Source organism: Ferroplasma sp. Type II (assembly GCF_000496155.1).
Genome location: NZ_KI542682.1, coordinates 1,096 through 21,470 on the forward strand (window position 1 = coordinate 1,096; position 20,375 = coordinate 21,470).

The window sequence follows — 20,375 nt, forward strand, 5'->3', positions numbered from 1 at the left end:
CTTATAAAAGATATAATTTACAAGGCTGAGAGTGCCGGTAAATCATATATTAAGGTTAATCCTAAATACACATCAATGAAATGCTCAAAATGTGGAAATATAAAAAATGATTTAACATTGGATGATAGAACATATCATTGTGATGTATGTGGTATTACCATTGATAGGGATTTAAATGCGGCAATAAACATATTAAATGATGCTATAGATAAGATATTTAAAATGTTTATAATAAAACATAAAAAAAAGAGTAGGCACGGACTGTCGCCGATTTTATGCCCGTAGAGGCTCAACCTCTGCAATGCAAGTTGAGTTGTTGAAGCGGGAAGCCCCATGCGTTAGCCTGGGGAGGATGTCACTTAACAGGATAATGGCATCATCTATTGGGAATACATTACTTTAGAAAAATCAGGCAAAAATTGACAAAATACTTAATTATACATTAGATATGTATATTACATGGAAACCTTAAATGTAGGGGATCATGCCCCGGATTTTGAAACCCTAGACCAGGATGGAAAGACAGTGAAGCTTTCGGATTTTGAGGACAAGGTTGTAGTTCTCTATTTCTACCCTAAAGACAACACTCCCGGATGTACTATGGAGGCGAAAAATTTCAGGGACAATATAGATATGTTTAAAGAGAAGGGAATATCTGTACTGGGTGTAAGTGTTGATTCTAGCGAGTCACACAAAAAGTTTCAGGAAAAATTGGGGCTTAATTTCACATTGCTCAGTGACAAACCAAAGGAGATAGTTAAGAAATACGGAGTCCTGGGGCTTGCAACGGCAAAAAGAGTTACATATATTATCAAGGATGGAAAAATTGTTTATGTATATCCAAAAGTCAGTCCCAGGGAGCATGCAAAGGAGGTCTATGAAAAAATTGAGGAATTAAAGCTTGTATAATTTCTCTTAAATTTATGATTTAACGAAATTGCTTTTTATACTGAAATTTATCAGTGAAACAATAAGTGAAACCAGCAACCATAAAACGGAAATCATTATTAAAAATGGATTGAACTTTATTACTGAATATGTTAAAATGGCTACAGGCACAAGATATTTTATTATTATCCAAAATATTGTATAGAGAGCCATAAAAATCTAAAATAAAAAATGTATTTATCCGAAAAGAGAGCTTAAACCAGCCATTGCATCTGAGTCAGATTCGTCTTTCTTCTCTTCCTTCTTTTCTTCTTTCTTTTTCTCTTCCTTCTTTGCTTCCTTTGCAGGTGCTGCTGCTACTGGAGCGGCCGCGGCATTTTTAAGGACGTCTTCTATATTGACATTTTTCATGCTTTCAAGCAATGATTTCAATCTTGCGTCATCTGCCGCCACTCCTGCGTCTGTCAGTACCTTCTTTAGGTTCTCTTCATCTATTTCTTTTCCTGCTGAGTGAAGCAGTAAAGCTCCATATATATATTCCATTTTATCACCTCATCCAAATAAAGATCCAAGTCCCGCTGCTGCGTCATCCTCGGATCCTTCATCTTTCTTGTCCTCTGTTTTGCTTTCTTCAGGGTTTTCATCCTCTATATTTTCATTATTTAAATCTTTATTTATTAATGAATTTAGAGTTGTAGCGTTTATTACAGCTTTCCTTATAAAAATATCTATATTCTTCTCGTCAACAAAGTTTGCTGCAAGTGCAAGTCCCAGTGCCTGAAGATGTGCCTTAGATAGAAGTTCAGGCATTATTTCCGGCACCAGGAAGTCCGTCTTCAATGCAAGTGCTTTTGCCTTCAGGAATGCTCCTGCCATATCAGATACTATCTGTTCCACTGTGATAGAAAGTGCATCCTTTGTGTACACAAGCCCATCATCGTATGCAGCTATCATCTCAAGGCCTACTGTGACAGGAAGTATCTCAAGTTTTTCAAGTACCTGAGCCTTGTCCTTCGATATTGCCTGGCCTTTTTTTACCAGTGTAACTTCGCTCTTGATTACTATTTTACCCTTTTCTATTCCAGCCGGTATTCCTGCCTTCTGGAATACGGATATCATAGGACCTGGAGGAAATGATGTTTCCTTGGGCTCTATTACTATATCATCCTCTGCTATTTCCCCTCCCCGGGCTGCAGCCTTGGTTCTTTTAGAAACCAGTATATCGTAGACCGTTTTTGGAGATTTGGTTGTTGTTATAAGTGCTATCTGGCCATATGAGTAGTCTATAAGCCCACCAATATTCTTCTTTCTGGACTTCTCCAAAGCAAGCCTGAGCAATCTTGATCTTAGAACCTGCATTTTTGCTTCTCCACGTATGTCATTCCTAATTTTCTGAAACTCTTTGTTTCGCAATCCCTTTATACTTATAACCGCGGATACTGGACTTTCATCTATCTCCTCAGTAAGATGTTTGACCTTATCCACTTTCCACTGTGCTGGCTCTCTCATTCTATATCACCTAAATTAATTGTAATTGCCTTGCTCATTGTACTCTTAATATAAGCAGAGGCTATATTTCCCTTTCCCTTATCAAGGTGAGAGATTATCCTTTTCATAACTGTGTTGAGATTAGTATACAGGTCTTCATTTTTCATAGATTTTGTTCCAACAGGTACATGAAATGTAACCTTATCCTTGCTTCTTGCACGTACACTCTTTTTAAGATTTTCTATTAATGGTGTAGGATCCTGTCCTGGCGGTAAGGGCTTTGGCATTTTCCCCCGTGGCCCAAGAATTATACCAAGGTTTTTTCCCACATTGCCCATAATCGTTGATTCAGCCACAAAGAAATCTATGCCTTTCACAACCTTCTTAAATGATCTCTTATCATCAGAAAAATTGTTCAGGTCTTCTATTGAATATAAGAAATCTGCGTTCTTGGCCTTTTGCCGCATTTCTTCACTGGCAATGACTGCCACTTTTATATCCCTGCCCCTTCCTGCAGGAAGAATGATTTCTTCATTTATCCTGTTTTTTGGGTCAGCCATATCAACATCTTTAAGGTTTATTCCAACCTCTATACTTTCCTCAAAATTCCTTTTCTTGAATTTTTTTAGTTCTTTTATATTTTCTATAATACTATTTTCCATCACTTCTCACCGATATCTATTTCGCCAGCCTTTATTAGTTTCTGAATTTCAGAAGCATTCTTGCCATCAACTGTGATTCCCAGTGACAGCGCAGTGCCTAAAACTTCAAGGACGGCTCCTTTCATTGTGTATGAAAGTAAACCGGATTTTTTGGATTCCGCAACCTTTTTAACCTGTTCAAGTGTCAAATTTCCAGCATAACTTTCCTTGTTCTTGCCGGATCCCTTGGCTATTCCAGCCTCCTTCTTCAGCAAAGCGGAAGTTGGAGGAATACCTATTATTATTTCATATTTCTTGGTAGAGGGATCCACCACATTTACTGTTACAGGAACCTGCATACCGGCAAATGACTTGGTCTGCTCATTTATATCCTTTATAACCTGCCCAAGATTAAGACCCAAAGGACCCAGGGCAGGGCCTAAAGGAGGACCTGTTGTGGCTTTTCCACCTTCAACCATTGTTTTAACTGCAACCATATATTACACCTTCGATTATACCCTATTTCTAACTCATTTTTAATATTTTCTTTTTAACATATTTATTTAATGTGAATTTAAACGGCAATTTAACCAGATTTATCATACCAGGTCAAAATATTTTTCATCCAGTATTTATTCCTGTGTCCCCTGAAATTTCTGTGAGCAACCTGCCACTTAAGTACTCCGGTTTTATGGAAACACAAGCATATGCCTCAGTCATGGTATCACATTTATCCCATTCCCTCCAAATGTATATGATCCGCTTTCAAATGGGTCCTACCAATAATAAATTGGAAACAGGTTTCATCCACTAATCCAAAAACATTCTTAGCCTTATACTGAAACAGTGTTTCTAAAATATATCTTTCCCCATTAATATAAAATCAACGGCAGTTTATATATTATATTTTCTAAAAGCGCTTATCATATCCATGAAAAAATAAAAAATAAGATATATAAAAAGAATATCATACATGGATGATGGTAAATATTATTGACGGTAGAAAAGAAAAAAAATTTGATGATTCTACAAAGGTTCTTATTGATATATTCAGGGCTACTACTACACTGCCACTTATGCTGTATAGGGGTGCAGAGTTTATAATCCCGGTGCGAACTGTAACAGAAACACGAAGAATGAAGGCAAAAAATCCTGAATATCTTACCAGTGGTGAGAGGTATGGAATCAGAATTCCTGGTTTTAACTATGGAAATTCCCCAGGCGTCATAATCAATGAGGACCTTTCCAACAAAACTCTTCTGTTTACTTCCACAAATGGAATAAAGGTACTTTTTAAAATTATGGAATACCCTGGAACCATATATCTCTCATCATTCATAAATTTTACAGCAACATACGATGCAATAAAGGACAGCGATAGGGTATCAATTATTGTTTCTAACAGGCCTGATGGAGTATCAGATGAGGATTATATCTACGCCAACATGCTCAAAAGCAAACTGGAAGGAAAGGATGTAAATGTTAATGATTACTGCAATCAGATAAGGGTGAGCCATGGGGCAAAAAGGCTGAAAATTATGGGTGCAGGGGCAGACATAGAGAGTTCACTGAAGGTTGATATTTACAGTAACCCAGTTATCTACAGTAACGGAAAAATAATGCCTTTAATCAAATCTCTATAATATCACCAGGGGACATTGATGTGCCCCTTGATTTTGCCAGATAGCCCAGAAGATATTCGGCCCACATAAGCTTTATTTTTTTCCTTGAAACAGCTGCTTGGTCATAATTTGGTTTCATATTTACATTCTTGAAATCAAAACCCAGGAGTGTTATATGAGGTGCACCAAGATGATCGGCAAGAAAGGCTGATCGATCGCCGTCACTGAATCCACCGTAATTATAAAGATATTTCATGGGTATATGCTGTGTGGTTGCTATTCCACGGGAAAAATATCTTGCGTACTTTGTTATTGCAGGCATGTTGTCACCATGTGCATGGACAAAAACAAATGATCCGTGGTTGTATGCATCTATTATGGAATCCATATTTCCGTCAAGATCCGTTACTATCATGTCAGGGTTTCCATATAGGCTATTATAGGTTTCAATAGCAGAATCAGCTACTATTACATATCCCCCTGAAATAGTCCCAAGTACGTTTTCCAGGTTTTTACCATTGCCGACTATGAATGCATTTCTACCACGATATGGTTCTATTATCCCATCACTGTTGTGGATGAATTTTCTTAAAAGTATAGAGGATTCATAATCTGCCATTCTATTTATTTTCAATGAATCGGTGATCTGAAGGTATAATGGAAACCAGTCCTCGAAATTCATTTTATCTCCATCACATTGCTATTCTTGTTCTTTATTGAGGAAAAGTATTTATGCACTGCAGATGCAGACAGTGCTATTATTATTCCAGCTATTATGTATCCCAGATACAATGTCATGGAAGCGAATGTTATGAATCCAACAACGTACCTCACATAGTTCATCATGCCATAAAATATCAGTACTATGGCCAGAGAAAATGATATGCCATACCACATCTTTGACATGCCATGCCTTTCCTCCATATACACATCGAATGCATCGAAAAGCTCCTTTGAAACAAAGGATGCTAATGCCCACCAGACTAATACAGTAAGAAATACAAGAACCTTATTGATAAGGGGAACGGTTTTTATTGTGGACTCATAGCTGTATGCTATACCTATGACTATGATAAAGAACGAAACCACGTAAGAAAGCATGGAAATTTTTGCTTCCTGGGAATATTCCTTCATATTCACGACCAGTTTTACAATAAGCTGGTTGATCTCAACTGCCCTACCTACGAAATATGCCCCAAGGATTATGGTAACAAGCATTACCGCCCCGCTGCCAGGGCTAAGCAAATAGGATTTTGTAATTACCATATAGTATATGGTAAAGATCAAAAGCGACAATCCATAGCTCAAAAGAAGTAAACCCACCGGTATTGTGAATTTCCTTGCAATTTTCTTATCCTTGATTCCTCTGATGATATAATAATAAAGTGATTCTATATTTTCATTATGGCGCACAAGGATATGTTTTACATATCTTATTCGGATCCTCGATGATATGATAGGTATTATGTAGTCATCCTCTGCACCATCAGATACAAGTATAAGATCATCGTAATGCTCCATGGAGAGTACATCGTCTAGCTGCCTGCTAAGTATTTCGTCGGATTTTGCCCCCACATCGTCATCACCGGTGATCAGTGCAATTTCAACATTTTCATTTTTCCTCTTCAAGTCCTCATATACTCTTAGTGCGCCAAAAAGGGCGTTTGCATCAGAGTCTTCAGGATCAACAGAGATTAACTTAAGGGCTGCATTATAGCATTCCCCATACCCCGTAACGGGCCCATCCATTCCTGCCTTTATCCCGTAATCATTGTCACGGTCGACATTCAGTATAAGGGTTGTCATATACGATAACTATAATAGGAAATGTAAGTATATAAGTTTTATCAAATTGATGATATAAAAAAAATAATGACTTCAAAAGCAACATTTCAGGTAATAATAACCACAGTATAGTGTGTTGTTTCAAGTTATTTTATTATAAAATATCCGGCACTTTTCTGCCTGGCCACTCTTTTTACCATTTTTTATCAATAAGTTCCTTAAGTCCAGAATTAACCGGTGCCTTCCCGACAGATGCTTTTTTCATATATCATCTGCTGTTTCCATATTCTCTTCTGATGTGGTCCCATTGCATTCAGGGAGCTATATATTTTTTCTGAGTTGCCTGATAGGTCTACCATTTAGGATTCCAGTACTATATTTTACATAAATACTATTAAACTAATAATTATTCGAAAAAGAGTAAAAAAAAATACTAATAAGCTATTTACTGTTATGCTTAACTTTTATATGCTGTCCTCAGGCAGCAGAGGGAATTCGACTATAATATGGGATGAAAATGATATTATAATCATAGACTGCGGCATAAGCATGAAAAAGTTCTCTGAAAAAACCTCTGAATTAAATATAGAAAATCTTGAAAAATCAATCTTTATAAGTCATGAACATTCCGACCATTCATCCGGTGCCAGGGCCATATCCAGGAAACTGAAAGCTGATGTGTATTCCAGGAATAAAACATTGGAAAAACTTCGCATGGATAATGCATATAGCATAAATGGGGAGGTCGCAATTGGAAATTTCTCCATAACCCCTATAACGGTAAACCATGATGCTGTCGACCCTGTTGTCTATATAATACGAAACAGGGGGGTGAAAATATCAGTTGTTTCCGACCTGGGAGTTGTTGATGATTCCCTGCTTACAGAAATGAAAAACTCCAGTATAATGGCAATTGAAGCAAATCATGATCCGGAAATGCTTAAAAACGGTCCATATACAGAGGCGTTGAAAAGTAGAATAAGAAGCAATCATGGGCATTTGTCCAATGAACAATCAGCAGAAGCAATATATGCATGTGCCTCTGGTGAAACAAAAATTATACTTACACATTTAAGTGAAAAAAACAACACACCAGATATTGCCCTGCATACAGTAAAGTCCCATCTTCTAAACAGGGGCAGGAACTATAATTCCATAGAGGCAGCATCACAGGAGTTTGGAAGTACGCTCTATAGATTATAAGTTATACAAACAAATTAGACCATGCCAAAGTTTTTGTATGCTTTTTATATATTTCCCCGATGAATAACTATGATCTTGTTATAATTGGAGCCGGTCCAACCGGGCTTTTTGCTACGTTTCTTGCAGGTCTCAGAGATATAAATAGCATAACACTGGAAGCCTTAGACTACACTGGCGGGCAGATACCAGAACTTTATCCTGAGAAAATGGTATATGATGTACAGGGAATCCCGAAAATAAATGCTATGGAACTAAGGGATAAAATGTATGAGCAGGCAAAATTATTTGATGGTGAAATTAAACTCGGAGCAAAGGTTACAGACATTATTCCAAATAATGATCAGTATATTATTGAGGTTAACGGCACAAAGGAATATAATTGCAAGGCGATCCTAATATGCACAGGTATAGGAGACTTTACACCAAGGAAGATAGGATGCCCCGGAGAAGATGAATTCAAGGGCAAGGGAGTCGAATATAATGTAAAGGATATAACAAAGTTTAAGGGAATGACAGTCGCAATTGTTGGCGGTGGCGATTCTGCATTAGATTATGCCAATGAGCTGGCAGGCACAGCAAAGAAAGTATATGTAATACACCACAATGATAAATTCAAGGCTGCTGAAAAGACACTTGATATGGCAATGAAAAACCCCCATATTTCACTGATAATGAACACATCTATAAATGCCATAAAAGGAGACAGCCAGATCAGGGAAATTTCCATGATAAATAGTAATGATAAAACCACACAGGATATAAAAGTTGACGCACTCATTATTGCCATAGGCCACGTGGGAAAAGCCAATGTGTTTAAATCCGTAAATATAGAAACCAGCAAAAACGGCAGATCCATAATGGTAGACAACGAGTATCAGACAAATTTAAAGGGAATATTCTCCGTGGGAGATGCTGCAACAGTAGCGGGAGAGCCCATACATCCATTAATAGCTGTGGACGGTGGAAATGCCTATATTGCCATAAACTTCATCAAAAAATATTTAACACCTACCGCAACCATATTCGGAGGACACAGTTCGAGTCTTAATCTTAAATAAGCATAAAACGATATACAGTAAATGGACATCGATGATGCAATAAATGAACTGAAAACGCGAAAGGCTTCGAAGATACTGCTTCAGATACCTGATGGTTTGAAGCCTGAATCCTTCAACCTTTTCAATAAATTTTCAAAGGAATTTAACGTAATAATTAGCTCACAGTCTTTCTACGGGGCATGTGACATAGGCAATATGGAAGTATACAGGGATGTTGATTACATAGTACAGTTCGGCCATTCGGAAATACCCAATATCAAATACACGAAGCCAGTAATTTTCATAGAGTATTTTTATAATGAGATAGAAATCGAAGACGATGTTTTCTCAATACTCAAAGAAAAGGGAATAAAAAATGTGGGGCTCCTGTCCTCAGTGCAGTATTATAGGGAAATGGAATACGTGGAAAAAAGGCTGAGAATGCTTGGATATAATGTTATAATCGGCGATGTGGATGGTAGAATGAAGTACCCTGGTCAGGTTCTTGGTTGCAATTTCAGTGCTGCACATTCTGTATCTGGCAAGGTTGACGGATATCTGCTTGTAAGCACAGGCCTGTTTCATGGAATAGGTGCCCAGCTATCCACAGAAAAACCGGTGTATATACTTGATCTGAACCTGAGATCGATTAAGAGTATACAGCCAGACATAGAAAAATTCCTGAGAAAACGATATGCAAGAATAGAATCGGCAATGGATGCGAAAAAATTTGCCATAGTAATTGACACAAAAATAGGGCAGTACCGGAAAAAACTTGCATATAGCATCTACAATAAGGTAAAGAGTATTGGCAGGGATGCTATAATAGTTACTGCAGATAATATAAATCCTGTGGATTTCCAGAATTTAATGTGCGATGCTGTTGTATTCACTGGATGCCCGAGAGTTTCCATAGATGATGAGGACAAATTCAACATGCCAGTATTGACACCCATAGAATTCGAACAGTTATTTGGATTCAAAGGCAATAATAAATATATAATGGATGAAATAGTAGGTGTTGATTCCTATTCCCCTATAAGATAATTAGACCCGTGAGATACGATTTTGCAGGTAATTTTTGAGTATTTCTCATAACTGCCCTTTATGACAACAGGGCGGTAATTAATATCCCTTCCAACCATAGTTGCGTTCTTACCATTCTCAGTAATCAGTATCTGCTCCTCCCTGCCCACATACTTATCGAGTTTTTTCTCCATGTGTTCTCTGTGAAGTTCTATAATTTCATTGGACCATTCCTTCAGAAGGTTTGAATTAAGTGGTATTTTATTATAATCTTTTGTGTATGGCCTGGGGGAAAACCTGGTTACATTGATGATATCTGGCCTGTACTCTTCCAGAAATTTCAGTGTTTTCTCGAATCCTTCCCTGCTGTCGTTGTAATATCCAAGTATTATATCAGTAGCTATGGACATCTCCGGAAAAGTATTGATGAATCTGTTCCAGACCTCTTTCACTTCTTCTATGGTATATTCCCTGTTCATGGTCTCAAGTACACTGTTATCAGCACTCTGAACGGGCAAATGTAAAAACTTGAACACATTTTCATGCCTGTATGATGGAATCAGTTTTTCTAATATATCGTATGTATTTCTGGGTTCCATCATACCAACACGGAGATAGAAATCCCTGTTAATGGATGAAATTTGGTTTACAAGCTCTGAAAGATCTGTGCCTATATCCTTTCCATATGCTGCAGTGTCCAGTGAGGATATGCGTATCTCCTTTATATTCCGGTCCAGTTCCATCTTTACCTGATTTACAATTTTATCTATTCCCCTTGAGAGGAGACGTCCCCTGGCAATATGTGAAATGCAGAAATTGCAGCTGCCTGTGCAACCCTGGTTTATTGGTATACCATCATATATGTCAGATTTTATTTCTATGCCATCTAAATCTCCTTCATAGAAACTTCTGAATTCACGGGGTTTCATTATATGCACATTTTCTGATTCTATTGTGTTTCCATTTACAGTGGCGAGGCACCCCAGCACCTTAACATTACTGGAAGCTTTTGAAAGGGCAGATATGCGTTTGACCATTCTGTCCTCTGTATGTTTTATTACAACACAGGTACCGATGAGGCTTAAATCTGCATCCTCAGGCTTATCTACAACCTGATTGTTTTTGTCCTTGAGCAGTTTATTGAGGTAAAGTGAAGATTCGGATTTTTGCAATGTGCATCCGTATGATTCAAAATAAATTTTCATCGTTTTTAATTGCAATTACATTAATAACGATTTTTATGCTGTTTTTATATGAATGATTTTAAAAATATTATCAATTAATTATATAAATGCATTAAAATACTATCATCTGAATTGCTAATTTCGATAAATACAAATTTTATATTACAATTTAAATGTGAAAAAAGTTATATATTGCTTTAAAATATAATTTTATGACGGAAGAAAATAACTTAAAGAAATTAGAAGACAATAAAAATTATGAATGTGACCTCTCTGTAAGATGGGAGCATATAGACCCTTCTATTTTGCCATTTGATGAGTTAGACAAGGAAATTATGTGCTTCCTGCGCTACAATGCCAGAATGTCAAATGCTGAAATAGCAAAGATGCTGAATACCAGTGAAGCCACTGTAAGGCGGAGAATTAACGAGCTTGTACGGAGAAAGATTATCACGGGCTTTTCCGCACTGGTTGACCTGCATGCCATTGAAAATAGCATAAAAGTGTGCATAAGGATAGACACCGAGGGAGACAAGCTTGACTCTATTGCCCAGTCACTTTCCGCAAATCCCAATATACTGTCACTGTACAGGAGAAGAGGGCAAAATCAACTGCTTCTTCAGGGTCTTTTCCTGAACCTTGAAACCATACAGGAATTCGAGGACGGCCTGGCAAGAAAGGATGGAATAGTAAAATATGATACAATGGTTGTGTCAAAGGCATTCAAAAAAGATCCTTGGGTAGGCATATAAAAATTTAAAATTCAATTAAGAAAATTGAATATTTCTTTGTACTTTTTTTCATCTATTTTTCCTGTTGCCAGGACAAGGTCTTTTATGCTTTTTCCTGTTTCCAGGGACTCTTCTACTATCTTTGCCATGGTGTCATAGCCCAGGTAAGGATTGAGTAATGCTGCCGAACCGAAACTTCTTTCTATATTTTCCTTTATTTTGTTCAGATCAGGCTTTATTCCCTGCATTGCCTCTTCATCCAGCATTTTGATCCCGTTTGCAAGCCTTTCAATTGATTTGGATATTTCATAGTCTATGTGTGGCATCATGACATTTAGCTCAAGTTGCCCGGCCTTTACAGAAAGATTTACTGCCTGCTGCGATCCGGTTATAGAATGGCATATCATGTTCATGGCTTCAGCTATGGATGGATTTATTTTTCCAGGCATTATGGATGAACCCTGTTGAACTGCCGGGAGTATTATCTCATGCAGGCCTGCTCCTGGACCGGAATATAGAAGCCGTAGGTCATCGGAAATTTTGCTAAGATCAAGTGCCATGTTGGACAGTGCGTTGATTACCCTTGAAAAGTCGGTCATGAACTGCATTATGCCCATTAAATTTTCTCCTGGCCTGAAATTAAAGCCAGTTTCCTCTGATATTTTCTTTACAGCATTTTCCTTATATCCCTCAGGTGTGTTTGCTCCATTTCCCACAGCTGTTCCTCCAATATTTAGTTCCAGTATATAGTCTAATGAAGCTTCAAATTCCTTAAGATCCCTTGCAATTGCAAATGCCCAGGCATTAAATTCGTCTCCCAGTGTTACCCTCACAGCATCCTGGAGATGTGTTCTCCCTGTTTTGTAAACTTTCTCAAATTCCTTGTGCTTTGCCCTTAATGTTTTTATAAGTGATTCAGCGTTGCCAATAAGTTTTGGGGACTTTAGCATTATGCTTACACGCATCATGGTAGGATAAATATCATTTGTTGACTGGCTCATATTTATTACATCATTAGGATGTGCGTATTTGTATTCCCCTTTTTTATGATTAAGTGACTCAAGAACCAGATTCGCAAGTATTTCATTGGTATTCATATTAAAAGATGTACCTGCACCAGCCTGAAAAACATCAAGGACAAACTGATCGTCGAATTCTCCAGCTATTAGCCTGTCACATGCCTTGCTTATGCTTTCATACAATTCTTTCTGAAGTTTACCTGATGTGTAGTTAGCATATGCGGCACCTTTCTTTACTATTGCCATTGCCCTTATATGGTCGCGGTCTCTGGATTTTATCCCAGAAATGTTAAAATTATTCTTTGCCCTAAGAGTGTTTATCCCGTAATAAATGCTATCGTCAATCTGTACCTCGCCTATTACATCTCTCTCTGTTCTCATAAATAATAATGCCGCCTAAGTATAAAAATATGGCTCTTTACACATTAATGCTGCTGACACACCCTCCTCAGATAAAGTATATTCTCACTTTTGCTTCGTTCTCATTCATCACACTATGGACTTTGCAAAACTTATTACTGAGTCTTAAAGTCACTGTCTGTTACAGCATTGCCTCTTCAGGAGTATCAGTGTACCATTTGTTTGATCAGTATATGCGTGCAATTAAGATACACCTTTTATCTCCATCATGCCATTTTTCAGGACTTATCCAGTAGATTCTCTTCTGGCTAGTCATTTCATGGAATAATAAATATTCTGCAATACATTTACTCCCTGAAAGCCGCAATATAATTAAGGTAGAGAAAGTTAGATCTTTGTCCATGAATCCCCAGAAAAGTCCTATGACCATAAATTTTTAATCGTAATATTAAAAAAAATTATATGCTTAAATGCATGGTGGAATTAATGTATATAGAATTTACAGATGCCGGAATGGTTGTTCCTGATACGCTTACCATAGGATACATTGACGGGGACGGCATAGGGCCGGAAATCACAAAAGCCATGATAGATGTTGTCAACAGCGCAATAGAACTTGCATATGGGGGTAACAAATCAATTGAATGGCATAGAATTTTAATTGGTAGTGAAGCCTACGATAAATTCGGAACCTATATACCTGAGGATTCCATAAAAGAAATTCAGAAAATGTCCGTGGTAATGAAGTCAACCCTGAATCTTATGCCTGATAACAGGGATATAAACACTGTATTGCGAAGAAGGCTTGGCCTCTATTCAAACATAAGAATGCTGAAATATATACCGGGAATGGATGTAAGGATAAATACATTTAACAGGCTCAACCTGACAATTGTCAGGGATTCTCTGCCGAATACACATATATTTTACCATTCATCAGAAAGTACAGATGATCTTATAAAATTCATATCAGACAATTATGATCTGAACATAACACCTGATTCAGAAATATACATGATAACACAGAGCAAATTCAGGACAAGAAAGATTGCAAAACAGGCTATCCAGTATTCTAAAAGAAAGGGTAATGGGAAAATAACAATAGTTGAAAGCCAGCAGAACCCAGAATTTGCACAGTGGTGTTTGGAAGAGTTATCAAAACACGAAGATATCAATTATGAAATTATGAAAACAAGGCAATTCATGCAAAAAATCATTATCTCTCCGGAAAATTTTGAAGTGATACTGCTGGACAACATTTTAAGTCGAACTCTTGTGGATTATCTTATGGGTGCAATTAATACAGAGTATGGATGCAGTATGGGAGATGAGTGTGCAGTCTTTGAGGCTGTACAGTCGTCACTTCCCTCTGAGGCTGGATATGATGCGGCCGACCCATTATCCTTTATCCTTTCAGGTTGTGCCATGCTAAGACATATAGGCTGGGATGAGGCCACCAAAATCATTGAGAATGCCATATCTGCTGCTTTTATGGACAACAAAATCCCCAAAGATATTACATCCAGAACCGACATTAATCCTATAAAGTGTTCAGAATTTTCATTAGAAATAATAAAGAGAATGGATGGAATTTAATGCATTATCATTATTTTGCGACCCGTTAAAGGACTTTGGATTTGGTGGGCTTGCTTGTGCGGGCTTTATGTGTATGTCTACAATTGCAGCCTGTCCATTTGATTCCAGTATAATAATTTTCCATGTACCGGGGGTTTCAGCCTCAAAGTTCATCGTTTCATTTTTATCGTGGGGGATGTGGGTGCTTATTCCTTCATATGGGTCTCCGGCGAGATTTATTGTTAAGTTGCCGGAACCTACCATGTAGACCCCCATACTTGTGGAAATTGATAGTATCTTTACATCAATTGTGTGTGAACCATTGTTATATATGGTAATATCGAATGGTTTTCCCTGATATTCTGTGAGATTCAGGGGATTTAATATATTGCTGAAATGTATATTTTTGTCAACCTTCAGGAAGTATACAGAAATCATTTTATGGAATATTTGTGATCCAGTATTAACAGTTATATTGAAATTCTTTTTACCCGTATAATTGGAATGATAGGTAATAAGTTCCAGCGTATATGTAGTGGTGGTCATATTGTTCTGTATGCTCCTTTCCACACTAAAATTTCCCGGGACTTACGGAAAACACAGGTACAACGTTCAATCCGTGATTCTGTACTGTAACGTTTACCGTAACGTTCCCTGTATTGTTTTGCTGCATGACATAACAGGAATCCGGAATTGCAACATTACTATTGCTGGTGCTATGAAATGGCAGTGGTACAAACCCTAGAAGGAGTATGATTATTATTATCAGAGCCCATGATGCTTTTACGGAAATTTTGGGCTTGAAAAAAGTATTCATGGGAAGCGGTCCCTTAATTCCCAGCAACAGAGAGAGAACAACAAGGATCAGTATATAGGGATAAATTATACCAGCAATCAGGAGTATAACTATCCCGGCATATGATGCGTATTTGAAATATTTCCCCATAATTCCAGAAAAAACTAGTCCTCCATCCATAAATCCAATGGGCAATGCATTTATTGCAGTTGTTATAAGCCCGACATAGCCGGCAAGTTCAAGTGGATCTGGTATAATTAATGCCGGGAAGAAATGTTCCAGGACAACAGGAAAAACCAGAGGAAAATTGAGAATTGAAATGGGAGAATGTATAGATGCATTGTACTGTGCAAATGGCATTGTAGCAGCACCGACAACTATAAGAAAAATTGATGCAAAGAATCCAGATAACAATGAAAATGATCCGGCTTCTATCATGGATTTTGAATCCCTAAATTGATTTTTATTTGAATTTATTGTCCCTAAAGTCCCTATTCCAGGAGAGGGAATAAAAATAGGAAATTTATATTTTATATGGTTTTTTCTCAATACAAGATACTTTCCCCCCTCCCGGGATAATAAAACGAATATGACAGGCAGGGCATAAAATATGGAACCATAAATAATATTTCTGTATATGGAAATGGATGAATAATAAGCTGAATAATAAATAAATCCTGAATAAACCAGAGTGGCTATGGAAACAAACAGCATAATTGCTTTGAGTCCATTTCTTTCTCTGCCTATATTCCCGTTGTTAATTACAATAATCTGATTATCCGGAAAATCATTTGTAAATGCTGTTGTCCCTATTTTATCAAGTTCTTCAAGGAGATATGTGAATGACTTTTCACTTCCCCTGGTCCGGATATGGAATATCATAGAGTATTTAGTATTCTCCACATCTGACACATTGTAATATTTTTTTACTATGCTATCAATAATATTGGAGTCCATCATATATTACCATATTCTAAAATCTCCCTTATTAACTTTTCACTTACCCCCTTGCTGCATGTTGCCGAATACAATTTTTTGTTCCTTATCTTTTCCTCAACCTTAATGCCTTCTTTTAACAATCCCGATACAAGCGTATCTACGTATGAGTCAATTCCTATGCCAGTCATTTCTGTACCGCCGTTTATTACTACGGCCTTTGTGTTTTGTCTAAAAATAGCCTGAATAAGAAGGTTCATATCTTCCCTGTCAAAATTTGTTGTATAAATTGCAATATTTCCTATCTTAGTTGAATTGCCCATAATTACAGATTCAATTTTTTCCTTTCTGTAGCGGTCAATCAGTTTCTGGTTTTCCAGGTCTTCCCGGAAAATTTCCAGAGAACGGCTGTACACATCCTTTATGTCTACTTTCATAAATTCCTGCTCCATCACCACAGTATCATAAATCGTCTGTACATACCGCATGGCGGCCGGGCCTGCTGAAAATATAATCCTCTGAATACCTTCCTGTACAGTTTCTGTCCTGATAATTTTTATAAAACCTATGGATCCAGTGCTATCCAGATGAGTACCGCCACAACCCTCTGAATCGATGCCGTCTATGGTGACAACCCTGATTTTTGATGAAACTGGAACACCGCCCTCAAAGAGCCGGAACCCGTATTTTTCAATTGCCGGATTCCAGCTTACATTTACCACCGTAATTTTTCTGTCCTGCTCTATTGCCTCAAGGCACATATTTTCTATATTTTTTATATCTTCCAGCGTTATTTTCCTGTAATGTGTAATATCTATCCTTGATTCGTCCACATCCTTCCTTACACCGCTCTGCCACACATGGTTCCCGAAATATTTTCTCATTATCCCAAGCAGAAGATGGGTTGCTGAGTGGTGTATCATCAACTGTTTCCTTCTTGTATAGTCAATATAACCCTTAACCCTGGATTTGTCCCCTATGTTTCCATCAAGGAAATGCACTATGGCATCATTGTATTTCTGCACATCAACAACATTGATTCGTTTTCCATTGGCTATAAAGTATCCGAGATCACATGGCTGTCCACCGCCCTCAGGATAAAAAGCTGTCTGATTCGGGATTATTAGCTTCTCACCAGAATAAAGGACTATGCCTGTAAATTCACTTATTTTTGTGTTATCATAATATAAAGGACGTGTATGAACAGGTGGATACTCTACAGTTTCTTTTTTCTTTATGTGTTTGGTTTCATGCCTGGATATAACAATCTCCTGGAAATTATCCGGAAGTTCAAGATTCTTCCCGGCCACTTTCATGAATGATTCTTTAATTAAATCCTCATTGAGCCCTTCCGAGTCGTAGAGCGTAATAGCGTCCTTAAGCTCTAGTTTACCTGAATGTATGTACTTCTTCAAACGGTTAACAGCTGTTTTATTTATTTCATTATATTTTTCTTTCTCTATTTCGATAATGTTTTTTATGAAATCCCGGTCATAATTAGAAATAATGTCTGAAAAAATATTGTGCTGGAAGTCCATAAGATCCATGAAATCCTTTGAAAATCCGATTTCATCCATAAATTTCAGCGACCTTCTTATGAGGGTCCTTGCCAGATAGCCAACTTTAACATTGGAGGGTATCACATAGTCAGAAAACATTAAAAGCAGTGTTTTTGTGTGATCTGCAAGTGAATACATGCTTCTAATGCGTTTCAGCGTCCCTATAAATTCATCATTAAGGTTGATTTCTTTTGCCTTCAGGTATGGATCAACCTGCATTAAGAGTTTTGATTCGCTATATGGGTCTATCTCAGCCGACAGTTCAGATAACTTTTGCATAATTTCCGGTTCTATATACCCCACTGTTGCATTTTTCCTTATGTATTCTATTGTATCGCCGAATATTGAGTTATAAACTGTGGGCGTCCCAGTGGAAAGCCACACAAGCCTTTCCAGGCCATATCCAGTATCCACAATTTTTAGGGGCATTTGGGAATATTTTGTTCCCTCTATTTCTATATCACCTTCCGGATCTTCTTTCATATCCATAAACACCAGTGTAGCCACTTCAAGACCCCTGACAAAGACTTCTACTGCATTTCCTGCATTACCGCCGCCAAACCACGGTTTTTCTTTGTAAGTTATTTCATTTCCATTAACACGGAGTTTTTCTGTGAGGAACCTGTATGAGTATTCTATTGTCTCATTTTTCCAGTAAATATATTTATTTTCATAATTAAATGCATCATGGCACAGCATCTCAAATGATGTCAGATGACGGCCTGTTTTTCCAACCAGATCAAGGTCCAGCATTCTTATGCTTGGCTGGGACATTGCAAGGGGATTCCCGGGAGGAGGCACAAGCCCGGAGGTAACCTGCGGCTGGAAATCGTATATGGAAGCGTTAACAAGGAGAACATCATCACGCCATCTGGGTACCACCGGATATGGATCTATTATAGAATGGTTTAGTTCATCCTTCCTGAAAAAGGAAAGGAACTCATCACGCATCTCATCCAGGCTATATGGCCTGTATACGGGAGAGTTGCCTATAAATGAATAACTTTCACAGGCAGGGTCTCCACATGTCTTTTTCCGGGAGTTTTGAGTCCAGAAGAGGGATGAACATACAGTGCATTGCTTCCGTATAAAACTGTTATCCCTAAAGAAATCTATATCAAACTCATTTTGTGCCATTTTACATATAATGCATCTGCATAAATAAATATAATTGTCATGTATTATATATAGAGGGTGTAATGTAAAGCGATAAACAATATTTATATCCTTATGTTTAATTTATATTTTATGGAAGAAAGGCTAAAAAGGCCATCATGGGACGAGTACTTTATGCGTATGGCGTATCTTGCAGCATCACGTTCCAACTGTACTAGAAGAAAGGTGGGGGCAGTTATTGTGCGGGATAATAATGTGCTTGCCACCGGGTATAATGGACCCCCGTCTCACACAGTAAACTGCGATATCGTAGGATGCATAAGGGATGAGTTAAATGTCCCATCAGGAGAAAGGCATGAACTGTGCAGGGGTTTGCATGCTGAACAGAATGCGATCATACAGGCAGCAGTTAATGGATCATCAATAAAGGGATCAAAAATATATGTCACAACCCACCCCTGTGTTGTATGCTCCAAAATGATAATGAATTCAGACATAGAGGAAATAATATTTGCAGAGGGATACCCAGATGACCTGGCAGAATTAATGTTGCTAGAAAGCAATATAAAGATACGGAAGTTTAACCTCACCGACAGGGAGGTAGAATCTATAATAGGAATATATTACACCCATAAAACAGGGGAAGATTAGATCAATAATAATTATTCAACACAGGCTTACTCATATAATGTATTACAAATTTAATTGCTTTTTATTTTGAAAATTTTTACTGGCCTGTTACATAATTATTTACAATTTTTATATTAAATAAAAGATAAAATAAATATTTATATATAAGTTAGCAATATATAGTTAACAACTAAAGGTTGTTAACTAAGGTGATGATAATGAATGGAAGAAGAGAGGATGACTGGGACGATATATTTAACGACATGTATGACGAGTTTGGGCTTGATATGAGAAAGATAAACAAGGAAATGGCCAGATTTTGGGAATCAATAATGAAAGGCGACATAAACAGCAAGATCGTGGGTCCCTATGTGTATGGATTCAGCTACAAAATAGGCCCGGATGGAAAACCAGTATTCCAGGAATTCGGCAACGTTCCAAGAACTGGAATAGGTACCAGGAAGGATACACAGGAAGGGTTCAGGGAACCACTCACTGACATCAATGAAGACAAAGAAAATGTCTATATAACATACGAATTACCAGGAGTTGAAAAAAATGACATAAATCTGGTTGTAAATGAAAACAACATAGAACTTAAGGTTGACAAGGGAACAAGGAAATATTATAAGAACATAGAATTCAACACAGGCGTGGATATAGACACTGTCATAGCGAAATTCACCAATGGAATACTGGACATAACAATTAAAAAATTGAACAGCAAAAATGGTGGCAGAGCTGTGAAAATAGATTAAATATATTTTCTTAATTTTTTG

21 protein-coding genes are annotated in these 20,375 nt (G+C 37.4%); 10 read left to right on the forward strand and 11 right to left on the reverse strand.

Going from position 1 to position 20,375, the window contains the following annotated elements:
* Both AMDU4_RS00420 and AMDU4_RS00425 read left to right on the forward strand, forming a co-directional pair.
* On the forward strand, nt 1-285 hold a 285-nt coding region (locus tag AMDU4_RS00420; RefSeq protein WP_290703763.1), incomplete at its 5' end, for a zinc ribbon domain-containing protein.
* A gap of 174 nt (nt 286-459) precedes the next feature.
* Nucleotides 460-909: a peroxiredoxin gene (locus tag AMDU4_RS00425; protein WP_021786030.1), complete on the forward strand. Its 450-nt coding sequence runs from the start codon at nt 460-462 to the stop codon at nt 907-909.
* A 216-nt stretch (nt 910-1,125) separates the two neighbouring features.
* Here the strand turns inward: AMDU4_RS00425 and rpl12p are convergent, their stop codons facing one another.
* Genes rpl12p through AMDU4_RS00445 form a run of 4 tightly spaced genes read right to left on the reverse strand, consistent with a single transcriptional unit; the run spans nt 1,126 to nt 3,514 of the window.
* Nucleotides 1,126-1,431 carry a 50S ribosomal protein P1 gene (gene rpl12p, locus AMDU4_RS00430; RefSeq protein ID WP_021786032.1) on the reverse strand — a complete coding sequence of 102 codons (306 nt, stop codon included), beginning with the start codon at nt 1,429-1,431 and terminating at the stop codon, nt 1,126-1,128.
* A 9-nt stretch (nt 1,432-1,440) separates the two neighbouring features.
* Nucleotides 1,441-2,397, reverse strand: coding sequence for a 50S ribosomal protein L10 (rplJ, locus tag AMDU4_RS00435; protein WP_021786033.1), 957 nt, complete (start codon nt 2,395-2,397; stop codon nt 1,441-1,443).
* Nucleotides 2,394-3,038, reverse strand: a complete 645-nt coding sequence (locus tag AMDU4_RS00440; RefSeq protein ID WP_021786034.1) for a 50S ribosomal protein L1 — start codon at nt 3,036-3,038, stop codon at nt 2,394-2,396. Before AMDU4_RS00440 ends, rplJ begins: the two co-directional genes overlap by 4 nt.
* Entirely contained in the window at nt 3,038-3,514 is a 477-nt protein-coding gene (locus AMDU4_RS00445) for a 50S ribosomal protein L11 (RefSeq protein WP_021786035.1), read from the reverse strand. The genes AMDU4_RS00440 and AMDU4_RS00445 overlap by 1 nt, the downstream gene beginning before the upstream one ends.
* A gap of 483 nt (nt 3,515-3,997) precedes the next feature.
* Between AMDU4_RS00445 and AMDU4_RS00450 the strand changes: the two genes are divergently transcribed.
* The gene (locus AMDU4_RS00450) at nt 3,998-4,660 is read left to right on the forward strand and encodes a 2-phosphosulfolactate phosphatase (protein WP_290703766.1); all 663 of its coding nucleotides are present in this window, start codon (nt 3,998-4,000) and stop codon (nt 4,658-4,660) included.
* Here AMDU4_RS00450 and AMDU4_RS00455 read toward each other — a convergent pair.
* A complete protein-coding gene (locus AMDU4_RS00455) occupies nt 4,647-5,321 on the reverse strand; it encodes a 6-hydroxymethylpterin diphosphokinase MptE-like protein (RefSeq protein WP_021786038.1) in 675 nt (224 codons plus the stop codon). The two genes, AMDU4_RS00450 and AMDU4_RS00455, sit on opposite strands and share 14 nt — an antisense overlap.
* The gene (locus AMDU4_RS00460; protein WP_021786039.1) at nt 5,318-6,445 is read right to left on the reverse strand and encodes a DUF373 family protein; all 1,128 of its coding nucleotides are present in this window, start codon (nt 6,443-6,445) and stop codon (nt 5,318-5,320) included. The genes AMDU4_RS00455 and AMDU4_RS00460 overlap by 4 nt, the downstream gene beginning before the upstream one ends.
* A 432-nt stretch (nt 6,446-6,877) precedes the next feature.
* On the opposite strand from AMDU4_RS00460, the gene AMDU4_RS00465 reads away from it, so the two are divergent.
* From AMDU4_RS00465 to dph2, 3 genes are read left to right on the forward strand one after another with little or no spacing between them, the layout of a single operon-like run.
* Entirely contained in the window at nt 6,878-7,627 is a 750-nt protein-coding gene (locus tag AMDU4_RS00465; protein WP_021786040.1) for an MBL fold metallo-hydrolase, read from the forward strand.
* 59 nt (nt 7,628-7,686) lie between these two features.
* A complete protein-coding gene (locus tag AMDU4_RS00470; protein WP_021786041.1) occupies nt 7,687-8,685 on the forward strand; it encodes an NAD(P)/FAD-dependent oxidoreductase in 999 nt (332 codons plus the stop codon).
* Between the two features lie 21 nt (nt 8,686-8,706).
* On the forward strand, nt 8,707-9,711 hold the full coding sequence (dph2, locus tag AMDU4_RS00475; protein ID WP_021786042.1) for a diphthamide biosynthesis enzyme Dph2: 1,005 nt from the start codon (nt 8,707-8,709) through the stop codon (nt 9,709-9,711).
* Here the strand turns inward: dph2 and AMDU4_RS00480 are convergent.
* Nucleotides 9,693-10,895 carry a tRNA (N(6)-L-threonylcarbamoyladenosine(37)-C(2))-methylthiotransferase gene (locus tag AMDU4_RS00480; protein WP_021786043.1) on the reverse strand — a complete coding sequence of 401 codons (1,203 nt, stop codon included), beginning with the start codon at nt 10,893-10,895 and terminating at the stop codon, nt 9,693-9,695. The genes dph2 and AMDU4_RS00480 overlap by 19 nt on opposite strands.
* Before the next feature lie 191 nt (nt 10,896-11,086).
* Between AMDU4_RS00480 and AMDU4_RS00485 the strand changes: the two genes are divergently transcribed.
* The gene (locus AMDU4_RS00485) at nt 11,087-11,626 is read left to right on the forward strand and encodes an Lrp/AsnC family transcriptional regulator (protein WP_021786044.1); all 540 of its coding nucleotides are present in this window, start codon (nt 11,087-11,089) and stop codon (nt 11,624-11,626) included.
* An 11-nt stretch (nt 11,627-11,637) separates the two neighbouring features.
* Here the strand turns inward: AMDU4_RS00485 and AMDU4_RS00490 are convergent, their stop codons facing one another.
* Complete coding sequence (locus AMDU4_RS00490) at nt 11,638-13,005, reverse strand: aspartate ammonia-lyase (protein WP_021786045.1); 1,368 nt, start codon at nt 13,003-13,005, stop codon at nt 11,638-11,640.
* A 441-nt stretch (nt 13,006-13,446) separates the two neighbouring features.
* Here AMDU4_RS00490 and AMDU4_RS00495 point away from each other — a divergent pair, with 441 nt between their 5' ends.
* Entirely contained in the window at nt 13,447-14,580 is a 1,134-nt protein-coding gene (locus AMDU4_RS00495) for an isocitrate/isopropylmalate family dehydrogenase (protein WP_290703769.1), read from the forward strand.
* Here the strand turns inward: AMDU4_RS00495 and AMDU4_RS00500 are convergent.
* From AMDU4_RS00500 to alaS, 3 genes are read right to left on the reverse strand one after another with little or no spacing between them, the layout of a single operon-like run.
* Nucleotides 14,548-15,129 carry a hypothetical protein gene (locus AMDU4_RS00500; RefSeq protein WP_290703772.1) on the reverse strand — a complete coding sequence of 194 codons (582 nt, stop codon included), beginning with the start codon at nt 15,127-15,129 and terminating at the stop codon, nt 14,548-14,550. The two genes, AMDU4_RS00495 and AMDU4_RS00500, sit on opposite strands and share 33 nt — an antisense overlap.
* A 1-nt stretch (nt 15,130) precedes the next feature.
* Nucleotides 15,131-16,315 (reverse strand): hypothetical protein, encoded by a 1,185-nt coding sequence (locus tag AMDU4_RS00505; protein WP_021786048.1) that lies wholly within the window; start codon nt 16,313-16,315, stop codon nt 15,131-15,133.
* Nucleotides 16,312-18,987: an alanine--tRNA ligase gene (alaS, locus tag AMDU4_RS00510; RefSeq protein WP_021786049.1), complete on the reverse strand. Its 2,676-nt coding sequence runs from the start codon at nt 18,985-18,987 to the stop codon at nt 16,312-16,314. The genes AMDU4_RS00505 and alaS overlap by 4 nt, the downstream gene beginning before the upstream one ends.
* A 111-nt stretch (nt 18,988-19,098) precedes the next feature.
* On the opposite strand from alaS, the gene AMDU4_RS00515 reads away from it, so the two are divergent.
* On the forward strand, nt 19,099-19,617 hold the full coding sequence (locus AMDU4_RS00515; RefSeq protein ID WP_021786050.1) for a cytidine/deoxycytidylate deaminase family protein: 519 nt from the start codon (nt 19,099-19,101) through the stop codon (nt 19,615-19,617).
* A gap of 197 nt (nt 19,618-19,814) precedes the next feature.
* Entirely contained in the window at nt 19,815-20,354 is a 540-nt protein-coding gene (gene hsp20 / locus AMDU4_RS00520; protein ID WP_021786051.1) for an archaeal heat shock protein Hsp20, read from the forward strand.
* The last annotated feature ends 21 nt before the right edge of the window (nt 20,355-20,375 follow it).